At 69.8% G+C, this 17,551-nt stretch carries 16 protein-coding genes; 14 read left to right on the top strand and 2 right to left on the bottom strand.

Features of this window, described 5'->3' with window-relative positions:
* Nucleotides 1-221 precede the first annotated feature (221 nt).
* The 14 genes from ACFWYW_RS22955 (at nucleotide 222) to ACFWYW_RS22890 (ending at nucleotide 15,506) form a co-directional block, all read left to right on the top strand.
* Nucleotides 222-5,456 carry an amino acid adenylation domain-containing protein gene (locus ACFWYW_RS22955; RefSeq protein WP_379612542.1) on the top strand — a complete coding sequence of 1,745 codons (5,235 nt, stop codon included), beginning with the start codon at nucleotides 222-224 and terminating at the stop codon, nucleotides 5,454-5,456.
* A 98-nt stretch (nucleotides 5,457-5,554) separates the two neighbouring features.
* Nucleotides 5,555-6,028: a hypothetical protein gene (locus tag ACFWYW_RS22950; protein WP_379612541.1), complete on the top strand. Its 474-nt coding sequence runs from the start codon at nucleotides 5,555-5,557 to the stop codon at nucleotides 6,026-6,028.
* A 221-nt stretch (nucleotides 6,029-6,249) separates the two neighbouring features.
* Nucleotides 6,250-7,155 carry a helix-turn-helix transcriptional regulator gene (locus ACFWYW_RS22945; RefSeq protein WP_379612540.1) on the top strand — a complete coding sequence of 302 codons (906 nt, stop codon included), beginning with the start codon at nucleotides 6,250-6,252 and terminating at the stop codon, nucleotides 7,153-7,155.
* 392 nt (nucleotides 7,156-7,547) lie between these two features.
* A complete protein-coding gene (locus tag ACFWYW_RS22940) occupies nucleotides 7,548-8,408 on the top strand; it encodes an ATP-binding cassette domain-containing protein (RefSeq protein ID WP_379612539.1) in 861 nt (286 codons plus the stop codon).
* Entirely contained in the window at nucleotides 8,405-9,817 is a 1,413-nt protein-coding gene (locus tag ACFWYW_RS22935) for a hypothetical protein (RefSeq protein ID WP_379612538.1), read from the top strand. The genes ACFWYW_RS22940 and ACFWYW_RS22935 overlap by 4 nt, the downstream gene beginning before the upstream one ends.
* Nucleotides 9,808-10,443, top strand: a complete 636-nt coding sequence (locus ACFWYW_RS22930) for a hypothetical protein (RefSeq protein WP_379612537.1) — start codon at nucleotides 9,808-9,810, stop codon at nucleotides 10,441-10,443. Before ACFWYW_RS22935 ends, ACFWYW_RS22930 begins: the two co-directional genes overlap by 10 nt.
* Nucleotides 10,444-10,457: 14 nt before the next feature.
* Nucleotides 10,458-10,964, top strand: a complete 507-nt coding sequence (locus ACFWYW_RS22925) for a MauE/DoxX family redox-associated membrane protein (RefSeq protein WP_379612536.1) — start codon at nucleotides 10,458-10,460, stop codon at nucleotides 10,962-10,964.
* Nucleotides 10,965-10,985: 21 nt separating this feature from the next.
* Nucleotides 10,986-11,531 carry a TlpA family protein disulfide reductase gene (locus tag ACFWYW_RS22920; RefSeq protein WP_379612535.1) on the top strand — a complete coding sequence of 182 codons (546 nt, stop codon included), beginning with the start codon at nucleotides 10,986-10,988 and terminating at the stop codon, nucleotides 11,529-11,531.
* 34 nt (nucleotides 11,532-11,565) lie between these two features.
* Nucleotides 11,566-13,329: an ABC transporter ATP-binding protein gene (locus ACFWYW_RS22915; protein ID WP_379612534.1), complete on the top strand. Its 1,764-nt coding sequence runs from the start codon at nucleotides 11,566-11,568 to the stop codon at nucleotides 13,327-13,329.
* Nucleotides 13,326-13,775 (top strand): S26 family signal peptidase, encoded by a 450-nt coding sequence (locus ACFWYW_RS22910; RefSeq protein ID WP_379612533.1) that lies wholly within the window; start codon nucleotides 13,326-13,328, stop codon nucleotides 13,773-13,775. The genes ACFWYW_RS22915 and ACFWYW_RS22910 overlap by 4 nt, the downstream gene beginning before the upstream one ends.
* Before the next feature lie 10 nt (nucleotides 13,776-13,785).
* Nucleotides 13,786-14,400, top strand: a complete 615-nt coding sequence (locus ACFWYW_RS22905) for a TetR/AcrR family transcriptional regulator (protein ID WP_379612532.1) — start codon at nucleotides 13,786-13,788, stop codon at nucleotides 14,398-14,400.
* A 10-nt stretch (nucleotides 14,401-14,410) separates the two neighbouring features.
* Complete coding sequence (locus ACFWYW_RS22900; protein ID WP_379612531.1) at nucleotides 14,411-14,869, top strand: dihydrofolate reductase family protein; 459 nt, start codon at nucleotides 14,411-14,413, stop codon at nucleotides 14,867-14,869.
* 101 nt (nucleotides 14,870-14,970) lie between these two features.
* On the top strand, nucleotides 14,971-15,270 hold the full coding sequence (locus ACFWYW_RS22895) for a type II toxin-antitoxin system Phd/YefM family antitoxin (RefSeq protein ID WP_379612530.1): 300 nt from the start codon (nucleotides 14,971-14,973) through the stop codon (nucleotides 15,268-15,270).
* On the top strand, nucleotides 15,267-15,506 hold the full coding sequence (locus ACFWYW_RS22890; protein ID WP_379612529.1) for a hypothetical protein: 240 nt from the start codon (nucleotides 15,267-15,269) through the stop codon (nucleotides 15,504-15,506). Before ACFWYW_RS22895 ends, ACFWYW_RS22890 begins: the two co-directional genes overlap by 4 nt.
* Nucleotides 15,507-15,622: 116 nt before the next feature.
* Here the strand turns inward: ACFWYW_RS22890 and ACFWYW_RS22885 are convergent, their stop codons facing one another.
* Both ACFWYW_RS22885 and ACFWYW_RS22880 read right to left on the bottom strand, forming a co-directional pair.
* A complete protein-coding gene (locus tag ACFWYW_RS22885; RefSeq protein WP_379612528.1) occupies nucleotides 15,623-16,078 on the bottom strand; it encodes a hypothetical protein in 456 nt (151 codons plus the stop codon).
* 113 nt (nucleotides 16,079-16,191) lie between these two features.
* On the bottom strand, nucleotides 16,192-17,544 hold the full coding sequence (locus ACFWYW_RS22880; RefSeq protein WP_379624118.1) for a hypothetical protein: 1,353 nt from the start codon (nucleotides 17,542-17,544) through the stop codon (nucleotides 16,192-16,194).
* Between the last annotated feature and the right edge of the window lie 7 nt (nucleotides 17,545-17,551).

Here is a 17,551-nt window from a genome sequence, read left to right as displayed (position 1 = left end):
CATCGGGTAAGGGTCGTCATAATAGTAAAGATTGTTAACTTATGCGAGGGCAAGGGCTCCGAAACCCACGATTGTGGCGACTTGCGGCGGCAATAGGGGACGTGCGAAACTGGCGTCAGCTTAATTGGAAAGATTCTTTCCAGTAAGGCCGCTCCCCGTCCGGGCGATGCTTCCTTTTCCGCTATACATCCAATGTCTTCGTGCGTCTTGGAGGTATCGGCATGACCGCCGATCACGCGGTCGCGGGCCGCGCTCACGTGCTGTCGTCCGGGCAGGAGCGGTTGTGGTTCCTGACCCAGCTCGACCCGGGCAGCGCCTCGTACAACATGTTCGTCACCGAGCGCCTGCACGGGACGGTCGACGCCGACGCGCTCGAACGCGCGCTCGTCGCGGTCGCGGCCAGGCACGAGGTGCTGCGCACCCGCTACGCCGACGAGGACGGACGGCCCGTCGCGATCGTCGACCCGCGTCCGCGCGTCACGCTGACCAGGACCGTCCTCGACGGGCCCGGCGTGGAGGAACGGGCCGCGCGCCTGGTGACCGAGTGGACCGGGCGGCCGTTCGACCTCGTGGAGGACCAGCCGCTGCGGGCCTGCCTGATCCGGCTCGGCCCGCGTGAGCACATCCTGGTCGTCGTGCTGCACCACATCGCCGCCGACGGCTGGTCGCTGGGCATCCTGCTGGGCGAGATCAGCCGCTGCTACAACGGCGAGCCCCTGGACCCGCCGGCGCTGCAGTACGCCGGCTACGCGCGCGAGCAGCGGGAGAAGGACACCACGCCGCCCGATGCTCTGGTCGCCCGCCTCGCCGGGGCGCCTGACCTGGAACTGCCGGCGGACCGGCCGCGCCCGCTGGTCAAGACCACGGCGGGCGGCCGCGTGGTCACCACCCTGCCCGCCGAGCTGAGCGAGCGGATCGGGCTGCTGGCCAGGCGGGAGCGGTGCACGCTCTTCATGACCTTGATGGCCGCCTTCCAGGCGCAGTTGTCCCTCTACAGCGGCCGGCACGACGTGTGCGTGGGCACCCCGATCTCCACCCGCGACAGCGAGGAGCTGGAGCCGGTGATCGGCTTCTTCCTCAACACCGTCGTGGTGCGGACCGATCTGTCCGGCGACCCCACGTTCCGCGAGCTCATGCGCCGGGTGCGCGGCAGCGCGATGGAGTCGTTCATGGCCGCGGACGTGCCCTTCGACCGGCTGGTCGAGGCGCTGGACGTGCGACGGGACCTGAGCCGCACGCCGCTGTTCCAGGCCGAGCTCGTGATGGGCGCCGAGAAGACGGGCGTGCTCGAACTCGACGGCGTGACGGCCGAGCCCTACGACCCCGGGACCGCTCGGGCCAAGTTCGACCTGACGCTGGAGGCGTCGCCCGGCGCCGGCGGGCTACAGCTCTTCCTCGTCTACAGCAGCGACCTCTTCGACCACACCACCGCCGAGCGCTTCTGCGGCCACTTCGTCAACCTGCTGCGCCAGGTGGCCGGCGACCCCGGGTTACGACTGTCGGAGCTCGAACTCGCCGGGCCGGAGGAACGCGCTCTCCTCGACGCGTGGAGCAGGGCCGAGCCGGTGCCGCCGCGGGCACGGACGTTGCACGAGATGGTGGAGGCGAGCGCCGCCACGTGCCCATCGTCCCCGGCCATCGTCCAGGCCGAGCGCACGCTGACCTACGCCGAGCTGGACGGCCGGGCCAACCGGCTCGCCATGATGCTCAAGGACAGCGGGGTGAGCGGGCAGGACCGGGTGGCGATCTGCCTGGAGCAGTCGCCTGAGCTGGCCGTGGCCGTGCTGGGCGTGCTCAAGGCGGGCGCCGCCTACGTGCCCGTCGATCCCGAACAGCCCGCTGACCGGCTGGCGTACCTGCTGGCGGACTCGGGCGCGGCGGCGCTGGTGTCCGACCGCCGGGTGGGCGGATTCGACGGCCCCGTGCTCGACGTCCCGCGGGCCGTTGCCGGGCCGGTCGGGGCGCCGGCCGGATCGGCCGAACTGGCGTACGTCATCTACACCTCCGGGTCCACCGGGCGGCCGAAGGGCGTGGCCGTCCAGCATCAGCAGGTCCTCAACTACCTGTCCGACGTGCGCGAACGCTTCGGCGTCGTGGACGGGGCGCGGTTCGGGCTGCTGCAGTCGCTCTCGTTCGACTTCGGGATCACGGTCTTCTACCTGGCGCTCATGACCGGCGGGACCCTGGAGCTGTACCCGTCGCGGATCTCCGGGACCGAGTTCGCCGGCCACGGGCTGGACTATCTCAAGATGACGCCCTCCCACTTCGGCGCGCTGGCCGCCGAAGTGGCGCCGGAACGGCTGCTGCCCCGCCGTACCCTCATCTTCGGCGGCGAGGGGTCGAGCTGGCAGCAGACCAAGGAGCTCGCCGCGCTGGGCCGGTGCGAGATCGTCAACCACTACGGCCCGACCGAGACCACCGTGGGCGTCACCACCTACACCGTCAGGCCCGATGACGAGGTACGCGGCCCGGTCACGCCCATCGGCCGCCCCCTGGGCCACGCCCGTGTGTACGTGCTCGACGCCGCCATGCGCCCGGTGCCGATCGGCGTGGCCGGCGAGCTGTGCGTGGGCGGCGACCGGCTGGCCCGCGAGTACCTCGGCCGGCCCGACCTGACCGCCAAGGCGTTCGTGACCGTCCGGGGCGAGCGCCTCTACCGCACCGGCGATCTGGCCCGCTGGCTGCCCAGCGGCGACCTGGAGTTCCTCGGCCGCCGTGATCTGCAGGTCAAGATCCGCGGCTACCGGGTCGAACTGGGCGAGATCGACGAGGCGCTGCGGAAGCTGCCCGGCGTGGCGCACGCGGTAGCCGACGCCCGCGGCGCGACCGGGTCCAAGGAACTGGTCGCCTACCTGGTGGCCGACGGCCAGGCCGTCCCGGTCGGCGAGCTGCGGCGCGAACTCGCGACCGCGCTGCCCGAGTACATGATCCCCACGCGCTACGTCTGGCTGGACCGGCTGCCGCTGAAGTCCCACGGCAAGGTCGACCGGGCCGCGCTGCCCGAACCGGAAGGCGAGCGCCCCGAACAGGGCGTGGCGTTCGAGCCGCCCTCGGGACCCGTGGAGGAGACGATCGCGGCGGCCATGGCGGAGGTGCTCGGGCTGTCCCGGGTCGGCGCGCTCGACGACTTCTTCGACCTGGGCGGGCACTCCCTGCTGGCCACCCGCGTCATCGCCAGGCTCCGCCGCGACCTGCCCGGGGAGTGCGCGCCGGTCAGCGTGATGGACCTGTTCCAGCACCCCACCGTGCGGAGGCTGGCCGCCGTGGCCGCCGCCCCGTCCGCGCGGCGCGGGCTGCTCTATCTGCTCACCCCGCCCGAGCCCGCCACGCGCACCCTCGTCTGTGTCCCGTACGGCGGGGGCAGCGCCGTGGTCTACCAACCCCTGGCCGCCGCGTTGCCGCAGGGCACGGCGCTGTACTCGGTGGCCGTGCCCGGCCATGACCTGGGCCTGGAGGAAGAGCCCCGGCCGCTGGAGCAGGTGGCGGCCGAGTGCGCGGCGGAGATCCTGGAGAAGGTGGACGGGCCGCTTTCGCTGTACGGGCACTGCGGGGTCGGCGGCGCGCTGACCGTGGAAATCGCTCTCCTGCTGGAGCGGGCCGGCCGCGAGATCGAGACCGTGTACCTGGGCGGGATCTTCCCGTTCGCCCGGCCGACGCGCGGGCTGCTGGGCCTGTGGGCCAGGGTCACCGGCAACGGCCGGTGGCGCAGCGACCGCGAACAGCTCAACTGGCTGACCTCGATGGGGGCCGACCTGGGCGATCTCGACGAGGAGCAGCGGGCGTTCATCGTGCGCAACATGCGGCACGACGCGCGGCAGGCCGAGGAGTACTTCACCGGCCTGTTGCAGGCGAACACCCGCTCGCCGCTGCGCGCGCCGATCGTGTCGATCGTGGGGGAGCAGGACCCGACGACGGAGTACTACGAGGAGCGCTACCGCGAGTGGCACTTCCTGTCCGGGCGCACCACGCTGGCGGTGATCGAGGAAGCCGGTCACTATTTCCTGAAATATCGGGCGGAAGAGCTGGCGGCGATCGTGTCCCGCGAGCCGCTCGCCCCGGGCGACGGCGGCACGGGGTGGAGCGTCTCCTCCACTTCCGTCCCCGGCGGCATGGGGACCTCGGCCGGGGGGCCCGAGCCGAGCGTGCGGCGGTTCCTGGCCGTGGCGATCGGGCAGATGGCGACGATCACGGGTGCGACGATCACCGAGTTCGCCATCCCCATCTGGATCTACCTCACCACCGGACAGCTGGCCCAGATGGCGCTGATGACCGTGCTCGCCGTGATCCCGGGCGTACTGGCCGCGCCGCTGGTCGGCGCCATCGTCGACCGGTCGAGCAGGCGGGCGGTGATGCTCGCGGCCAGCGTGGCCGGGCTCGCCATCCAGTCGGCGGCCGCGGTCCTGCTGTTCACCGGCGGGCTCGGCACCTGGACCTTGTATCCGCTGCTCACGCTTCTGTCCGTGGCGCTGGCCTTCCAGCGGGTAGCGTACGCGTCGGCGATTCCCCAGCTCGTACCCAAGCGCTACCTCGGCCACGCCAACGGCGTGGCGCAGATGACGGCGGGTGTGGCGCAGTTCGTCGCCCCGCTGATGGCGGTGGGACTGATGTCGGTGATCGGGCTGGGCGGCATCCTGATCGCCGACATCGTGGGATATCTGGTGGCCGCGACCGTTCTGGTGCTGATGCGCTTCCCCGCGACGCTCGCGCACCAGCGCAGGGAGACGGTCGGCGCCGAGATCAAGGCCGGCTTCCGGCTGTCGATCGGCAACCGGGACTTCCGGGCGATGGTGGCGTTCTTCGCGGTGCTGGCGATCGTGCTGTCCCCGGTCTTCATGCTCTACTCGCCGCTCGTCCTCGCCTTCGCCGGGCTGCCCGAGGTGGGCACGGTGGCGCTGTGCGGCGGCGCGGGCGCGGCGGCCGGCGGGCTGTGCATGAGCCTGTGGGGCGGCCCGCGACGCCGGCGGATGATCGGCATGCTGCTGCTCACGCTGGTGATCGCGGCGTCCTGCGTGATCGTCGGCCTGACCCGGTCGCTCATGCTGATCGGCATCGGCGCGTTCGGAGTGTCGTTCGGGCTGGCCCTGGTCAACGGCGTGTACGCGACCATCGTGCAGGTGAAGGTGCCCCAGCGATACCACGGACGGGTGTTCGCCCTCAACCAGATGGTCGCCTGGTCCACGATCCCGCTCGGGGTGGGCGTGCTGACGCCGTTCGCGGAACGGGCGCTCGAACCGCTCATGCTCCCGGGCGGCGCGCTGGCATCCACCGTGGGCACGGTGCTCGGCACGGGTCCGGGGCGCGGGGTCGCGCTGATCTACGTCGTCTTCGGCCTGCTGATCGCGCTGCTGGTGGCCGCGGCGCTCAGGACCAAGGTGCTCGCCCGTTTCGACGACCAGGTTCCCGACGCGACCCCGGACGATCTCATCGGCGTCGCGCGGATCAGGGAGGGCGCATGATGCCGGTGGGACCGGCCCTGTCTCTTCTGGACGGTTCCTCTCGGATGGGAGACGCTGGCGGCGTAGGCGTACGAGGGCTCCGAATCGGACGGTGAACGGTGAACGAGCGGCCGAGATGGGTGACCGGCTTCATCGTGGTCCTAGGAACCGCGGGGCTCGTCTGGCCGGCGTACGTGGTGCTGACGCACCGGGTGGACGGCCCCGCGTGGTGGGTGTGCCTCCTGGCGGCCTGGGGATGCGGGCTCGTCGCGGCGATGATCGCCCACGTTCTGAACCGGGTGGAGTCGCGGGCCGTACGGAGACGGGCCCTGCGTATCGCGATGGGACTGCGCGCCCTGGGCATCGCCCTGGGCTGCCTGGCGAGCGGCACCCTCCTCGGCTTGCTCGTCGCCTTGATCATCGCGCCGTTCACCGGGCAGGTGGGATTGATGCCGGCGATAGCCGTGCTCGGCCTGTACTGCATGACCACGAGCCGGAACGCCGACTTCGGCCTCACCGGCTTCTCCGGGGCGCATGTCGGTAAGAGGGGGAGCTTTCAGGTGAGGGCGGGCGAAGGACCTGACCTGACCTGAGCCGCAATCCGGCGGACGTGCACCGCGCCGCGCTCCGGCAGGGTCTCGCGCGGAGGTGAAATATCCGGCATTGTCTAGGCCGAGATAGGAGTCATCTCCGGCAAGCACCATACGAGCGAAACAAGCAGAATTATTGCCGCCCGTATTCCAGTGGCGCTCCGGTTTCGGGATGATCGCGCATTCGACGATGCCCAGCACCCTAATTCGGGAGTGAGGTGCTCATGCGTACGACAGTGGTTCACCGGGATGATTTAGGCGACGATCCCGTGGTAAGGCGGGCACTGGCCGCAGGCGCGGCCATCCGTGTCACGGAAATGACCTGCCTTTCGGACCGGCGGGCCTATCATCCGATATCGCGGCCGACCAGACCGTTGGTGGGGCTCTGCCTGCTCAGGTCCGGCGGCTTCCTGCTGCGCAGGAACGGCCGCGAGGAGTTCATCGACCCCACGGTCGGGTTCGTCTGGCGCGATGGCGACGACACGCACATCGCCCATCCGGCCGACACCTGTGACGTGAGCAGCATCGTGGACCTCGGCGTGGACACGTACGGCGAGTGCCTGGACTGGTCCGCGGTCGCCGTGCTGCCGGTCGCGTCCCAGCTCGACCTGCAGCACCGCGCGCTGGTCGCCGCCTGCAACGCCGGCACGGATCAGTTCGAGGTCACCGAACGGGTGCACGGCATGTTGTCGCTGATCTCCGCCGTGCGTCGCCGTCCCGGCGTCGGTCCGCGCAGGGCCGCTACGTGGACCATTCATCGCAGGCTGGTCGCGCAGGTGCGAGCCGCCCTGATCGACGGGCCGGTGACGGCGAGCCTGGACGATCTGAGCCGCCACGTCGGAGTGTCCCCCTTCCACCTCAGCAAGGTCTTCCGCACGGTGACAGGACAGACCCTGGCCAGGTACCGCAACGAATTACGGGTCCGCGCCGCGTCGGAAGCCATCGCCGACGGAGTGCCATTGAGGACGGTCGCCCATCGTTTCGGATTCGCCGATCAGGCGCACATGACACGAACCTTCCGCCAGCAGTTGGGTCAGACCCCAACACAAGTTTCGGTCTTTCTGCGAGCCGCCGACGGCAGCCCAGGTGTGATCGAAACGGCCAAGAATCTTCAACGCCCGGCGCCGTAAGCGACTTTATCGTTGCGGATGACAGCGGAGGACTTTTACGAGTCTGTTTCCATCCCGTAGAAGTCTCGAGAAGAAAGGAGACGTGGTGATCAGCCTGATCAGTTCTCTGGGAGACCGTCTGCTGGGAGTCCTGGTGCCCAAGGTGAGGGCTCAGGCGCTGTGCCCCGGAGCTCGGTACACGCACTCCGTTTGTACCAACGAGGGGTGCATATGGTGGATTGACCGGTGGATTCACTACTACAGGTGCCCGAACGGCCGTCAGGACTCCACCGCCGAAGGTTGCGGTAGCTGCGCAGCCTAGGGGTCGGTGACAAGGGTGGTTCGCGCTCGGAACGGGAACGCGAACCACCCGCTGGACAATCTATCGCCGACCAGCTGGGTGGAGCCGGGAAATGAGCCTTCTTGTCACGGTGTCGGGCATCAGCAAGCATTTCGGGGCGATTCAGGAATTCGACGGACTCAGCCTGGAGCTGCGACCGGGGGTGACGGGTCTCCTGGGGCCGAACGGGGCGGGCAAGGCCACATTGATGCGATGCCTCGCCTCGACTCACGCCCCCGATTCCGGCCGGGTTCACGTCCTGGGATTCGACCTGGCCCATCCTGCGGAACGGCTCGGCGCACGGAGCAAGCTCGGCTATCTCCCGCAGGACGCCGGCTTGTATCCCCATTTCGCGGTCGAATCCCTGGCCGAGTACATGGCTCTGCTCAAGGAGATCGCCCAGCCCGAGGCCCGCCGCCAAGAGGTCGATCGCGTGCTGGAAGAAGTGGACCTCACCGGCGCGCGAAAGTCCAAGATCAGAAAGCTCTCGGGCGGGATGCGGCAGCGCTTGGGGATCGCTCTGGCGCTGATCGGTGACCCGCGGTTCCTCATCCTGGATGAGCCGATGGTCGGTCTCGACCCCGAACAGCGCATGCGCATCCGCGGAACGCTCTCCCGGCTGGGTGAGGACCGCATCGTGCTGCTCTCGACCCATCAGACGGAAGACGTGGCGGCGCTCTGCCAGCGGGTCCTGGTCATGCGCCGGGGCGAGATCGTCTTCGATGGAACGCCTCAGGAGGTGGCGCGGCAGGCGACCGGCCGTGTCTGGCTCGCCGCTCAGCCCGCGCTCGGCGGGGCGGGGACGAGCTGGCGCGCGGCGGACGGCCGCTACCGCACGCTGGGCGCGCCGCCTCCGGGGGCGGAGCCGGCCGAGCCGACCGTCGAAGACGGCTACCTCGCTCTTCTCGGCGTTCCCGAGGAGGCTTCCGGATGAACCACGCCGTGCGGCAACTCGCTCTGTTCGAGGCGAAGCTCCTGCTGCGGAGCCCCGTCCTGTGGACGTCCGTGGCGGCGATGCTGAGCTGGCGGACGTTCGGCACCTGGCGGACCATGCCGGTCTGGCACGTGGAGACCGTGCAGACCGCGACCGCGGTCACGCTGGTGGGGGCGGGCGCGTTCATCGCCACGAACCTGGCGGCGCTCCGCGACAGCCGGCCGGGCCTGGCGGAGCTGCTCTCCACCGTGCCGGGCGGACGAGCGGCGCGTTCCGTCGCGATCCTCGTGGCGGGCATGGTCGTGACCGCGGTCGTCTCCGCCCTGGCCTGCGCCGTTCACCTCGTCAGCCTGTTGATCGCGAGTGTCCCTGCGGGACGCTTCGACGCCTACGAGGTCCTGGCGGGTGTGGTGGTCGCGGTCCTGATGGCCGCCGCGGGCGTGGCGGTGGCTCGGTGGGTTCCCTCACTGATCGCCGCTCCTGCGGTCCTGGTGGTCTACGTCTGGGCCGTCTTCCAGACGGGTCGCAACTGGCTGATGCCGCTGGTCCCCATCGCCGGCGTCTCCGGAGACTTCAGCAGGCCGTCCGGGTGGCACCTGGTCTATCTCACCGCGCTCCTGGCACTGATCACGGTGCTGGGAGTCGTGCGGGATCGACGGTCACGGGTCACGGTGGCGGCCGTCGGCGTGTCGCTGGCGGGGGTCGTGGCGTCCGGAACGGCGACGCTGGCCCAGCCGGAAGCGCGGGCGCGGGTTCTCGACGCGTCGCAGGCCGGTCAGGTGTGCCGCCGGCTGAACGGCATGGAGTACTGCGCTTACGCGCGCTTCGCCGGCTGGATTCCGATCTGGCAGGGCGTGATCGACCCGATCGTCCGGGCCATCCCGCCGGACCGCCGGAGCGGGTTGCCGGGGATCGTCCAGGTATCGGCCGGGCAACGGAGCAGAGGTGGCGCCGCGGACATCACGACAGGGCTGGCCTGGGGCCGTAACGGCGGTGAGGCACCTCTCGCCCGTTCGATGGCCGGCCAGCTGGCCGCCACGGTGATCGGGCTGCCCGGAGGCAGCCGCGCCTTCCACAACTGCGACCTGCGCGGCCAGGCACGAGCGGTGGTCGCTCTGTGGCTGCTCAAGCAGGCGGGGCTCGAACCGGGAACGTACGAGCGGACGTTCTATGACGTGAGCAACAGACCGATGGCTTACCGGGCCTCCGACTTCGGCCTGATCGACTACGGCCAGGCGGAACTGGCCGCCGCGGACCGCGTCCTGGCCGCGCGGGACTCGCGAGAGCGCCTGTGGGCTCACTGGCGCACGCTCGTGTCGCCGGAGACCTCCATGGCCACCGCCGCCTGCTTGCTGCGGCTGGATTCGTTGCCGCCGGCCGAGAACGTCAGGGGAACGCCATGCCGTTGACGACGACCCTGAAGTTCTCCACCCGGGCGGCGAACTGGAATCCGCTTGTCATCGCCTGGGCGGTGTCGATCGTTCTGATCGTCGTCACCGTCGCCGCCATGAACCCGCACCCCGTGAACCGCATGGCCAATCTGACCATCTGCCTGCGGGTGTCGGCGATCATCATCGGCATCGGGGCGGCTTTCGCGCTCATCGATGTCATGGAGCCGACATTCGCCGCCGCCCCCCGGCCACGCCGGCGGCGGCGGTGGATTCGGACAGGGGTCGCGTTCGTCATCGGCGGGACGGCCTGGCTGGTGATCCTCGCCGGGGCCTGGGCGGCTTTCCCCGCGACCATGACGTTCCCGGGCCCCGGCTTCCTGGCCGAAGGCGGGATGTGTGTGCTGACCGCGCTGGCCGCCACGGCCGTGCCGCTCAGACGGCGATCGGACTGGACGGCGGGTGTCATGGGTTGCGCCCTCACGCTGACCCTGTGCGTCGCCACCCTGTTTCTGACCGGGCCCGCCTGGCCGTGGCCCTGGGCCGGTGACCCGGTCTGGGACACGGTGCACGCACGATGGCTGGGCGTCCTGCCCATCCCGATCGCCGTTCTTCTCCACGCCAACCGCGACGTGGTTCTCACCTAGCGAACGGGGAGGTCATGGAGTATCTCGTTCTGGCTGCCAGGCTGCTGATCGGCCTGACGTTCACCTTCGCGCTGGTGTCCAAGGTGCGGACCCGCGCGAGTTTCACCCGGTTCAAGGACACGCTCGGCTCCAGCCTGCCCGGGTTCACCGCCGCGCTGGTGTTGTCGTCAGAAGCGGCGATCATCGTCCTGCTGGCGATTCCCTGGACGGTTCCCCTCGGCTTCCTGTGCGCGGCGGGCACGCTCGCCGTCTTCACCGGATACCTGATCTGGAACCTCCGGGGGAAGAACCCGGCGCCCTGTCTGTGCTTCGGCGGCACGGACACGCCCGCGGGCGTCCCGCACATCGCGAGAAACCTCGTGCTGCTCGTCATCGCGCTCTGTGGCGCGGCCCTTTCGGCGACCACGGGAGCCCTCCCCACCTACGAGGTGAACGGCCTCATGGTGTCGCTCCTCGCCGGACTGGCCGCCGCCATAGTGATCGCGCTCCTCGACGACGTCATCGCTCTCTTCGGCACATGAGAAAGGCGAAGGTGGATCTTCATGACCACGGCCGTAGTGGTGCTCCTCGGACTGTTATGTCTGTTCAACGTCGTCCTGACCGCGGGGGTGATCCGCCGGCTGCGTGAGCATACGAGCCGCCTGGACGAGCTGTCGGGAATCCCGAGGCTGGACTCGATGCAGCCGGCCGGAGGGAAGGTCGGAGCGTTCAAGGCCGAGCTCGCCGGCGGCGGCGCCATCGTCAGCGACGAACTGGAGGGCACCTTCCTCGTGGCCGCCTTCACCCAGGGCTGCCCGGCGTGTAAGGACGCGCTTCCCGACTTCGTGGAGCTGACCAAGGAGTTCAGGGCCGGGCGGGAGAGAACGCTTGCGCTGCTCGTCGGCGACCCCGCGAAGCTCACCCGGGAACGCGGAAAGCTGGAGCCGGTCGCTCAGATCATCATGGAAGCGGTGCCGGGGCCCGTCGCGGCCGCGCTCGGCGTGCAGGGTTACCCCGCCATAGGCCTTGTGGACTTCTCTGCCGGGATCGTGCACGTCGCGGGAACGAGGCCGGAGCATGTCAGACGCTTCACGACGATCGACCGTTAGAGCGGCCTTTCACGGTGTACGGCATTCGCTGGGCATGGCCTGGCGAGCGGCCCGCTGGCTGACCCTCGGACTGGGGCTCTTGGCGGTGATCGGCGGCGTCATCCCCTTGACGCTCGCCTGGCTCACGAAGCTGGTCCTGGACGGTGCGGCCGCCGGGCGGCCCCTCCGGGACCTGATCTCCGTCATCGTGGGCCTCGCCGCCATGGGAATCCTGGGAGCCACGCTGCCGCACCTGGGGCAGTACCTTCAGCGAGAGGCCGAACGGCGGATCGGCCTGGTGGCGCAGGATCGGCTGTTCCGGGCGACGGAGGAGTTCGTGGGTCTCTCCCGTTTCGAGGACCCCGCGTTCGCCGACCGCCTGCGCCTGGCCCAGCAGCACGGCGGCGCCACTCCGGCACTGGTGGTGATCGGTTTCGTCAGCATGGGGCGCTCGGTGCTCAGCGGCCTGAGCCTGCTGGGTGTCCTGCTCTCGCTGACGCCATGGCTGCCCCTCGTCGTTCTCCTCTCGGCCCTGCCCTCGCTCGCCGCCGAACTTCGCCACGCCCGATGGCAGGCCGAGACGGCCTGGCGCATCGGCCCGACAGAGCGCCGCGAACTGTTTCTCTCCACGCTGCTCACCGATGCTCAGGCGGCGAAGGAGATCCGGCTCTTCGGGGCCGGACGCTTCCTGCGCCACCGGATGTTGTCCGAGCGCCGCAAGGCCAATGCGGCGAAAGAGAGAGTGGACAGAAGAGAGCTCCTCATTCAGTGCACGATCGGCGGGCTCGCCGGGATGATCAGCGGAGGGGCCCTCTTGTGGGCCGTTTCCGCGGCCGTCGCGGGCCGGATCAGCATCGGTGACGTCTCGCTGGTCATCGCCGCGCTCGCCGCCGTCCAAGCCGCGGTTGTCGCCCTCGTCAGGGATCTGGCCCGCTGCCATGGACAGATTCTGCTGTTCGGCCACTACGTGGACGTCCTGAACGCGGGGCGCGATCTGGCGATACCGGAGGATCCCGTACCGGTCCGCCCGCTGCGGGGCGGCATCGATTTCAAGGACGTCTGGTTCCGCTACGCAGAACATCAGCCGTGGGTACTCCAGGGCGTCTCGTTCACCGTGCCGGCCGGGGATTCCGTCGCGATCGTCGGCAGGAACGGCGCGGGCAAGTCGACGATCATCAAGCTCCTCCTCAGGCTCTACGACCCCTCCCGAGGCGCCATCACCTGGGACGGCGTGGACCTGCGCGACATCGACCCCGCCGCGCTCCGCCAACGCGTCGGCGCGGTGTTCCAGGACTTCATGTGCTACGACCTGACGGCCGCCGAGAACGTCTCGATAGCCGACGTGGGCAGTGCCGCCGACGACGTGGTGAACGCCGCCCGCCTGGCCGGCGCCGATGACTTCATCCGCGCGCTTCCCCACGGGTACGAGACGATGTTGTCCAGGATCTTCTTCCAGGGGGAGAACACCGAGGACGGCACGGGCGTCTCGTTGTCCGGAGGCCAGTGGCAACGCATGGCGCTCGCGCGAGCCTGCCTGCGCCATGACCGTGACCTGCTGATCCTCGACGAACCCAGTTCCGGCCTGGACGCCGAGGCCGAGTACGAGGTTCACGAGACGCTGCGAAGGCGGCGCGCGGGACAGAGCTGCGTTTTGATCTCCCACCGGCTGGGAGCCGTCCGGCACGCCGACCGGCTGATCGTGATCGACCAGGGCCGTGTCCGGGAGTCGGGGTCCCACGACGAACTCATCAGGCGGGCAGGACTCTACGCCCGCCTGTTCCGCATGCAGTCTCAGGGATACACGGAAGCGGAGTCGTGATCGTCATCCTGGTCACCGCCCTGTGCCTGGCCGGGGGCGTGTCGTGGCTGCGCCGGACGTTCACGCTGGTGACCGTTTCGGGCGAGAGCATGTTGCCCACGCTGGCCCCCGGAGAGCGCGTCCTGGCACGCAGGGCGAGGCCCGCCAGCCTGAACAATGGCGATCTGGTGGTCATCCGCGGGGAGATCCCCATGCCTCGGCGCCAGGGCCACCACGAGGACACGGTCGGCGTCCCCTGCTGGCTCATCAAGCGCGTCGCGGCACTTCCGGGTGACCACATCGCGCAACGGCGCGACGCCGTACCCGAGGGAATGGTGTTTCTGCTGGGAGACAACGCGGCGCACAGCTACGACTCGCGCGAGGCCGGCTACTTCGCGCTGAGTCATGTACGCGGGAAGGTCGTGCGCCGGCTCGGGCGCCACAGGGGTGACACGCCTGCGGGGTAACCTCGGCAGGATGAGGGCGGCCAGGCGTGATGGGATCCAGCGGCGTAACGAGATTCTGGATGCCGCGTTGCAATGTTTCGACCGGCAGGGCCTGCTGGCCACGGGGATCGAGGACATCCGCCGCGCCGCCGGGGCGAGCCCGTCGAGCGTCTACCACCTCTTCGGCGGGTTCGGCGAGCTGACGCTGTCGCTGCTGATCCGGACGTTCGAGCGGGTCGGCGCTCAGCTGGAAAGGGACGTTCTCGCCTCGGCCACCGCGCGCGACGCGGTGCGCGCCCTCGTCGGCGCGCACCTGGCGTGGGTGGAGGCGAACCGGGTGGAGGCCCGGTTCATGTACCAGGCCATGGCGCTGGAGCTGGCGGCGGATCGTGCAGCGGAGCTCGCCGACGCGAAACAGCGGCTGCTGGCGCCTGTCATGGCGCGGCTGGCGCAGGTCGCCGGGCCGGGGGAGTTGCCGGAGTGGACGCCGGAGCAGCTGCAGACGGTCCTGCTCGGGCCGAGCCATGACGCGTGCCGGCGGATGCTGGCCACCGGTGAGGGTGATCTGGCCTGGGCGCGGGCCGTGCTGCCGGAGCTGGCCTGGCGGTCGATCCAGATAGTTGGAAGTTCTCTCCAACTAGAGTAGGGTCCCCCTCATGAGGACGATCCTTTACGCGTCGATCACCCCCGACGGAAGTCTTCACCGCGCCGAAGGCGGCCACCACATTCCACCCGCCATCCTCAAGGACTTCCTGGACGGCGCCCGCGAGGCGGGCAATCTCATCATGGGCCGGGGGACTTTTGCGCTCATGTCAGCACCGCCGGAGCTCGCCGGTGTCGACATCGTCGTGCTGTCGAGACGGCGGCAGGACACCGAGGGAGCGCACGTGGCCGCTTCCCCGGCCGAGGCGCTGCGCCACCTCGAAGCCCTCGGGCACGGCACGGCGCTCCTTTCGGGCGGCGCCGCGACGTACGCCGCGTTTCTGGAGGAGGGGCTGGTGGACGAGGTCCGGCTCAACCTCCTGCCCTCGGACGGCGAGCCCGTCCGCCTGCTCCGGACCCGCAACCTGAGCGACGGCACCTTGCAGGTGGCGGCCGCCGTCGGCAGGGACTGAAGCCCATACAAGTTGTACATGTTGAACAAGCTGTGCAGGATGGACACCTTTGCCGTACGGTGGAACGCAGGAGCCGCCCGGGTAGAGGCAGGAGAGTCACCATGGCCACGACCGACCCGCTGGGCATCGCCGAAGCCCGGAGCCAGCTCGGCACGCTCGTCGCGCGAGCCGTGCACGGTCACCAGCCCACCACCATCCGCCGGTCCACGACCGAGCGCGCCGTCCTGATCTCCGAAGAGGACTACGAGGAACTGCTGCGCGCCCGCCGGGAGCTGGAGGCCGGCCGCGTTGCCGAGGCGATCGCCGCGCATGCCCGAGGCGAGCGCGAGATGGTGACATACGACGACAGGGCCGCCCTGTACGCCGACCTCGGCCTGCCCGCCCCCGGCGAGCGCTCTTGAAACGTCTGCTCCACGTCGACCTTCCCGTCCGCGACATCCTGCGTCAGGCGGCGCTCGGCCTGCGTGCGGCCATCGCGGACACCCTGCTCGATCTGATCGAGGACCCGGAACCGCTCGGCGCGACGCCGTACGGCGGCATCCCGGACGCGCTCGAGCTCCGCACCGACACCTTCCGCCTGATCTACACCCACGGACCCGATCACGTCTCCGCCTGGGTCCTGGAGATCAACACCTGATCACCGGCGTGGGCGCGGATGACGTCGGCGTGGCATCTGCCGCTGGGTCGCGTAGTCCACGTGCACGAGGCCTTCCCAGACCACGGTCGACCTGCAGATATTCGACGGCGACGTCCCTAACCGGCTTTGAACGAGCCCGCGTTGAAGACCATGAACCTTTCGGCCCCACCACACGGAGGGTGATTCTTCAGCCGTTGATCGTCGCCCGGCCACTCGTCACCCGCGGCGCTGACCGTGTCTCCGTCCAGGAGCGGTCCGAGGCCGGGCACGTTCACCCCTCGCCTGCCGTCCCGAACCAGGGGCTGGGTGCCGGCCGGCCACACGGGGGAGAAGGTGACGCTGCGCCCGTCCCGCATGCCGGTGACGGTGAGGCAGCGGCCTTCGGCGACGTAACCGAGCCTGCCTCCCACCTCCATGTCGGGGGCCTCTGGCAGGTCGTGGACCACGATCGCGGGGTCCTCGCCCACGGCTGTGAACGGGCTGGGCTGCGCCGCGGGAACCGGGCCGTTGCCCGAGCAGGCGGCCAGCACCATCGCCAGGAAGGGGATGGCGACGAGGGCGAGGGAGCGCACGGTGCGTCCTCCAAGAGGGCGGGTTGCGGTGGGCCTTGCCTGAAGGTAACGGGCCGGGCCGCCTCCGTGGTTCACCGGACGGCCCGCCGGCCGATGGGCCGGCGGGCTCGCGATCACCGTTGCCAGACGTCGTAGCTGCGGTTCTGGTACAGGTAGGCCGGGGTGAAGGCGGACTCTCCGCCGATCTTCCCGAAGTGGATGCCGTAGGCGGTGCCGCCGTAGTACCACGGCCCGCCGGAGTCACCGCCGGTGCTGATGTTCTTGTCCATCACGACCATGTGCCTCAGGACGCCGCTGGAGACGTCCCTGCGCGCCACCTTGGCGCAACTGGCGCCGGAATTCTTGCCGAAGTGGCAGATGCGCGTGCCGACCGACGGCATGCCCGAGCGGTTGTCGGCGTAACGCTTCTTGTTCCAGTCGTAGTAGAACGTGCGGGTCGGCGACTTGGAGCCCGTCGTGTAGTACGCCAGGTCGCCCCAGCCACCGACGTGCCACCACACCCGCTTGACGGAGGTGCTGCCGCCGTCGCCGCTGTGGTTGGAGTAGGTACGGGTCGCGGTACTGCGGCCGCAGTGGCCCGCCGTACCGTGCCGCTTGGTGTTGCTGGTGATGTACTTCAGGTTGAAGCCCGACGTGCAGGTGCCCAGGGTCCCGCCGCCGCGGATGTACTGGTCCTCGGGTTCGCTCGCCTTGCCGACGATCGTCACCTCGACCCGCATCCCGGCCGCCAGCGCCCGCGCGGGCGCGAGGTCCTGCGCGTTGGCGGGCGTCTTGGTCTGCGCCTCCACCTGGATGGCGCCGGTACGGACGTCGTACGAGGTGGACGCGTCGGCCACCACCGGATTGGCCAGCACCGCCCGGTGCGTGGCGTCGGAGGCCGCGGCCAGTTCCGTCTCGGAGAAGCCGCGCCCGCCGGCGAGTTCGACCCGCACGGGCAGGGTCTTGGCGAGTTCGATGGCCTTGGCCGGTACGTCTCCCTTGAAGGCGAACCAGGCACTGTCGTCGTTTTTGACCGCGCCCGCGAACTCCCCCGGGAGCGCGGTTTCGAGCTCGGCGGCCACCTTCTCGAACTCGTCCTGCCAGGCTATCGCGTCGATCGCCGCGGCCAGGCCGATGCCTTCGGAGGCCGCGATGCGCGCGAGGTCCTCGACCTCGGCGGCGTGCATGTCGTCGATCATGACGTCCGGGATGCTGACCGGACCGTCGGGCTGGTTGGCCCAGGCGGAGCGCTGGGTCCTGGCCGTCGTGGCGATGTACTCGGCCACGGCCTGCTCAAGGCTGATGCCCCGCTGGGCCGCTTGCTGCTTGATCCCCGCAAGTGTCGGGCGGTCCTGCTTGGGCTGGGATTCCGCGTTCAGCGTGAGCGTCGGTGTGCCGTCGGGATCGGCGGACGCGGATCCGACCGGTAACGCGACCATCGCGACGATCAGGCCCGCCGTGACGCCCGCTCTGGATAAACCGGACATTGAATAC

It is taken from the genome of Nonomuraea sp. NPDC059023, from assembly GCF_042740095.1.
Classification (GTDB): domain Bacteria; phylum Actinomycetota; class Actinomycetes; order Streptosporangiales; family Streptosporangiaceae; genus Nonomuraea.
The sequence above is the reverse complement of the archived record's forward strand: the minus strand, read 5'-3'. Positions and strand labels throughout refer to the sequence as shown.

Excerpts from the sequence above, each read along its gene's own strand:
- ACFWYW_RS22935 (WP_379612538.1), top strand. The coding sequence starts at position 8,405 with ATGAACCACGCCGTGCGGCAACTCGCTCTGTTCGAGGCGAAGCTCCTG.
- ACFWYW_RS22925 (WP_379612536.1), top strand. The coding sequence starts at position 10,458 with ATGGAGTATCTCGTTCTGGCTGCCAGGCTGCTGATCGGCCTGACGTTC.
- ACFWYW_RS22920 (WP_379612535.1), top strand. The coding sequence starts at position 10,986 with ATGACCACGGCCGTAGTGGTGCTCCTCGGACTGTTATGTCTGTTCAAC.
- ACFWYW_RS22880 (WP_379624118.1), bottom strand. The coding sequence starts at position 17,544 with ATGTCCGGTTTATCCAGAGCGGGCGTCACGGCGGGCCTGATCGTCGCG.
- ACFWYW_RS22955 (WP_379612542.1), top strand. The coding sequence starts at position 222 with ATGACCGCCGATCACGCGGTCGCGGGCCGCGCTCACGTGCTGTCGTCC.
- ACFWYW_RS22930 (WP_379612537.1), top strand. The coding sequence starts at position 9,808 with ATGCCGTTGACGACGACCCTGAAGTTCTCCACCCGGGCGGCGAACTGG.
- ACFWYW_RS22895 (WP_379612530.1), top strand. The coding sequence starts at position 14,971 with ATGGCCACGACCGACCCGCTGGGCATCGCCGAAGCCCGGAGCCAGCTC.
- ACFWYW_RS22915 (WP_379612534.1), top strand. The coding sequence starts at position 11,566 with ATGGCCTGGCGAGCGGCCCGCTGGCTGACCCTCGGACTGGGGCTCTTG.
- ACFWYW_RS22940 (WP_379612539.1), top strand. The coding sequence starts at position 7,548 with ATGAGCCTTCTTGTCACGGTGTCGGGCATCAGCAAGCATTTCGGGGCG.
- ACFWYW_RS22945 (WP_379612540.1), top strand. The coding sequence starts at position 6,250 with ATGCGTACGACAGTGGTTCACCGGGATGATTTAGGCGACGATCCCGTG.
- ACFWYW_RS22900 (WP_379612531.1), top strand. The coding sequence starts at position 14,411 with ATGAGGACGATCCTTTACGCGTCGATCACCCCCGACGGAAGTCTTCAC.
- ACFWYW_RS22905 (WP_379612532.1), top strand. The coding sequence starts at position 13,786 with ATGAGGGCGGCCAGGCGTGATGGGATCCAGCGGCGTAACGAGATTCTG.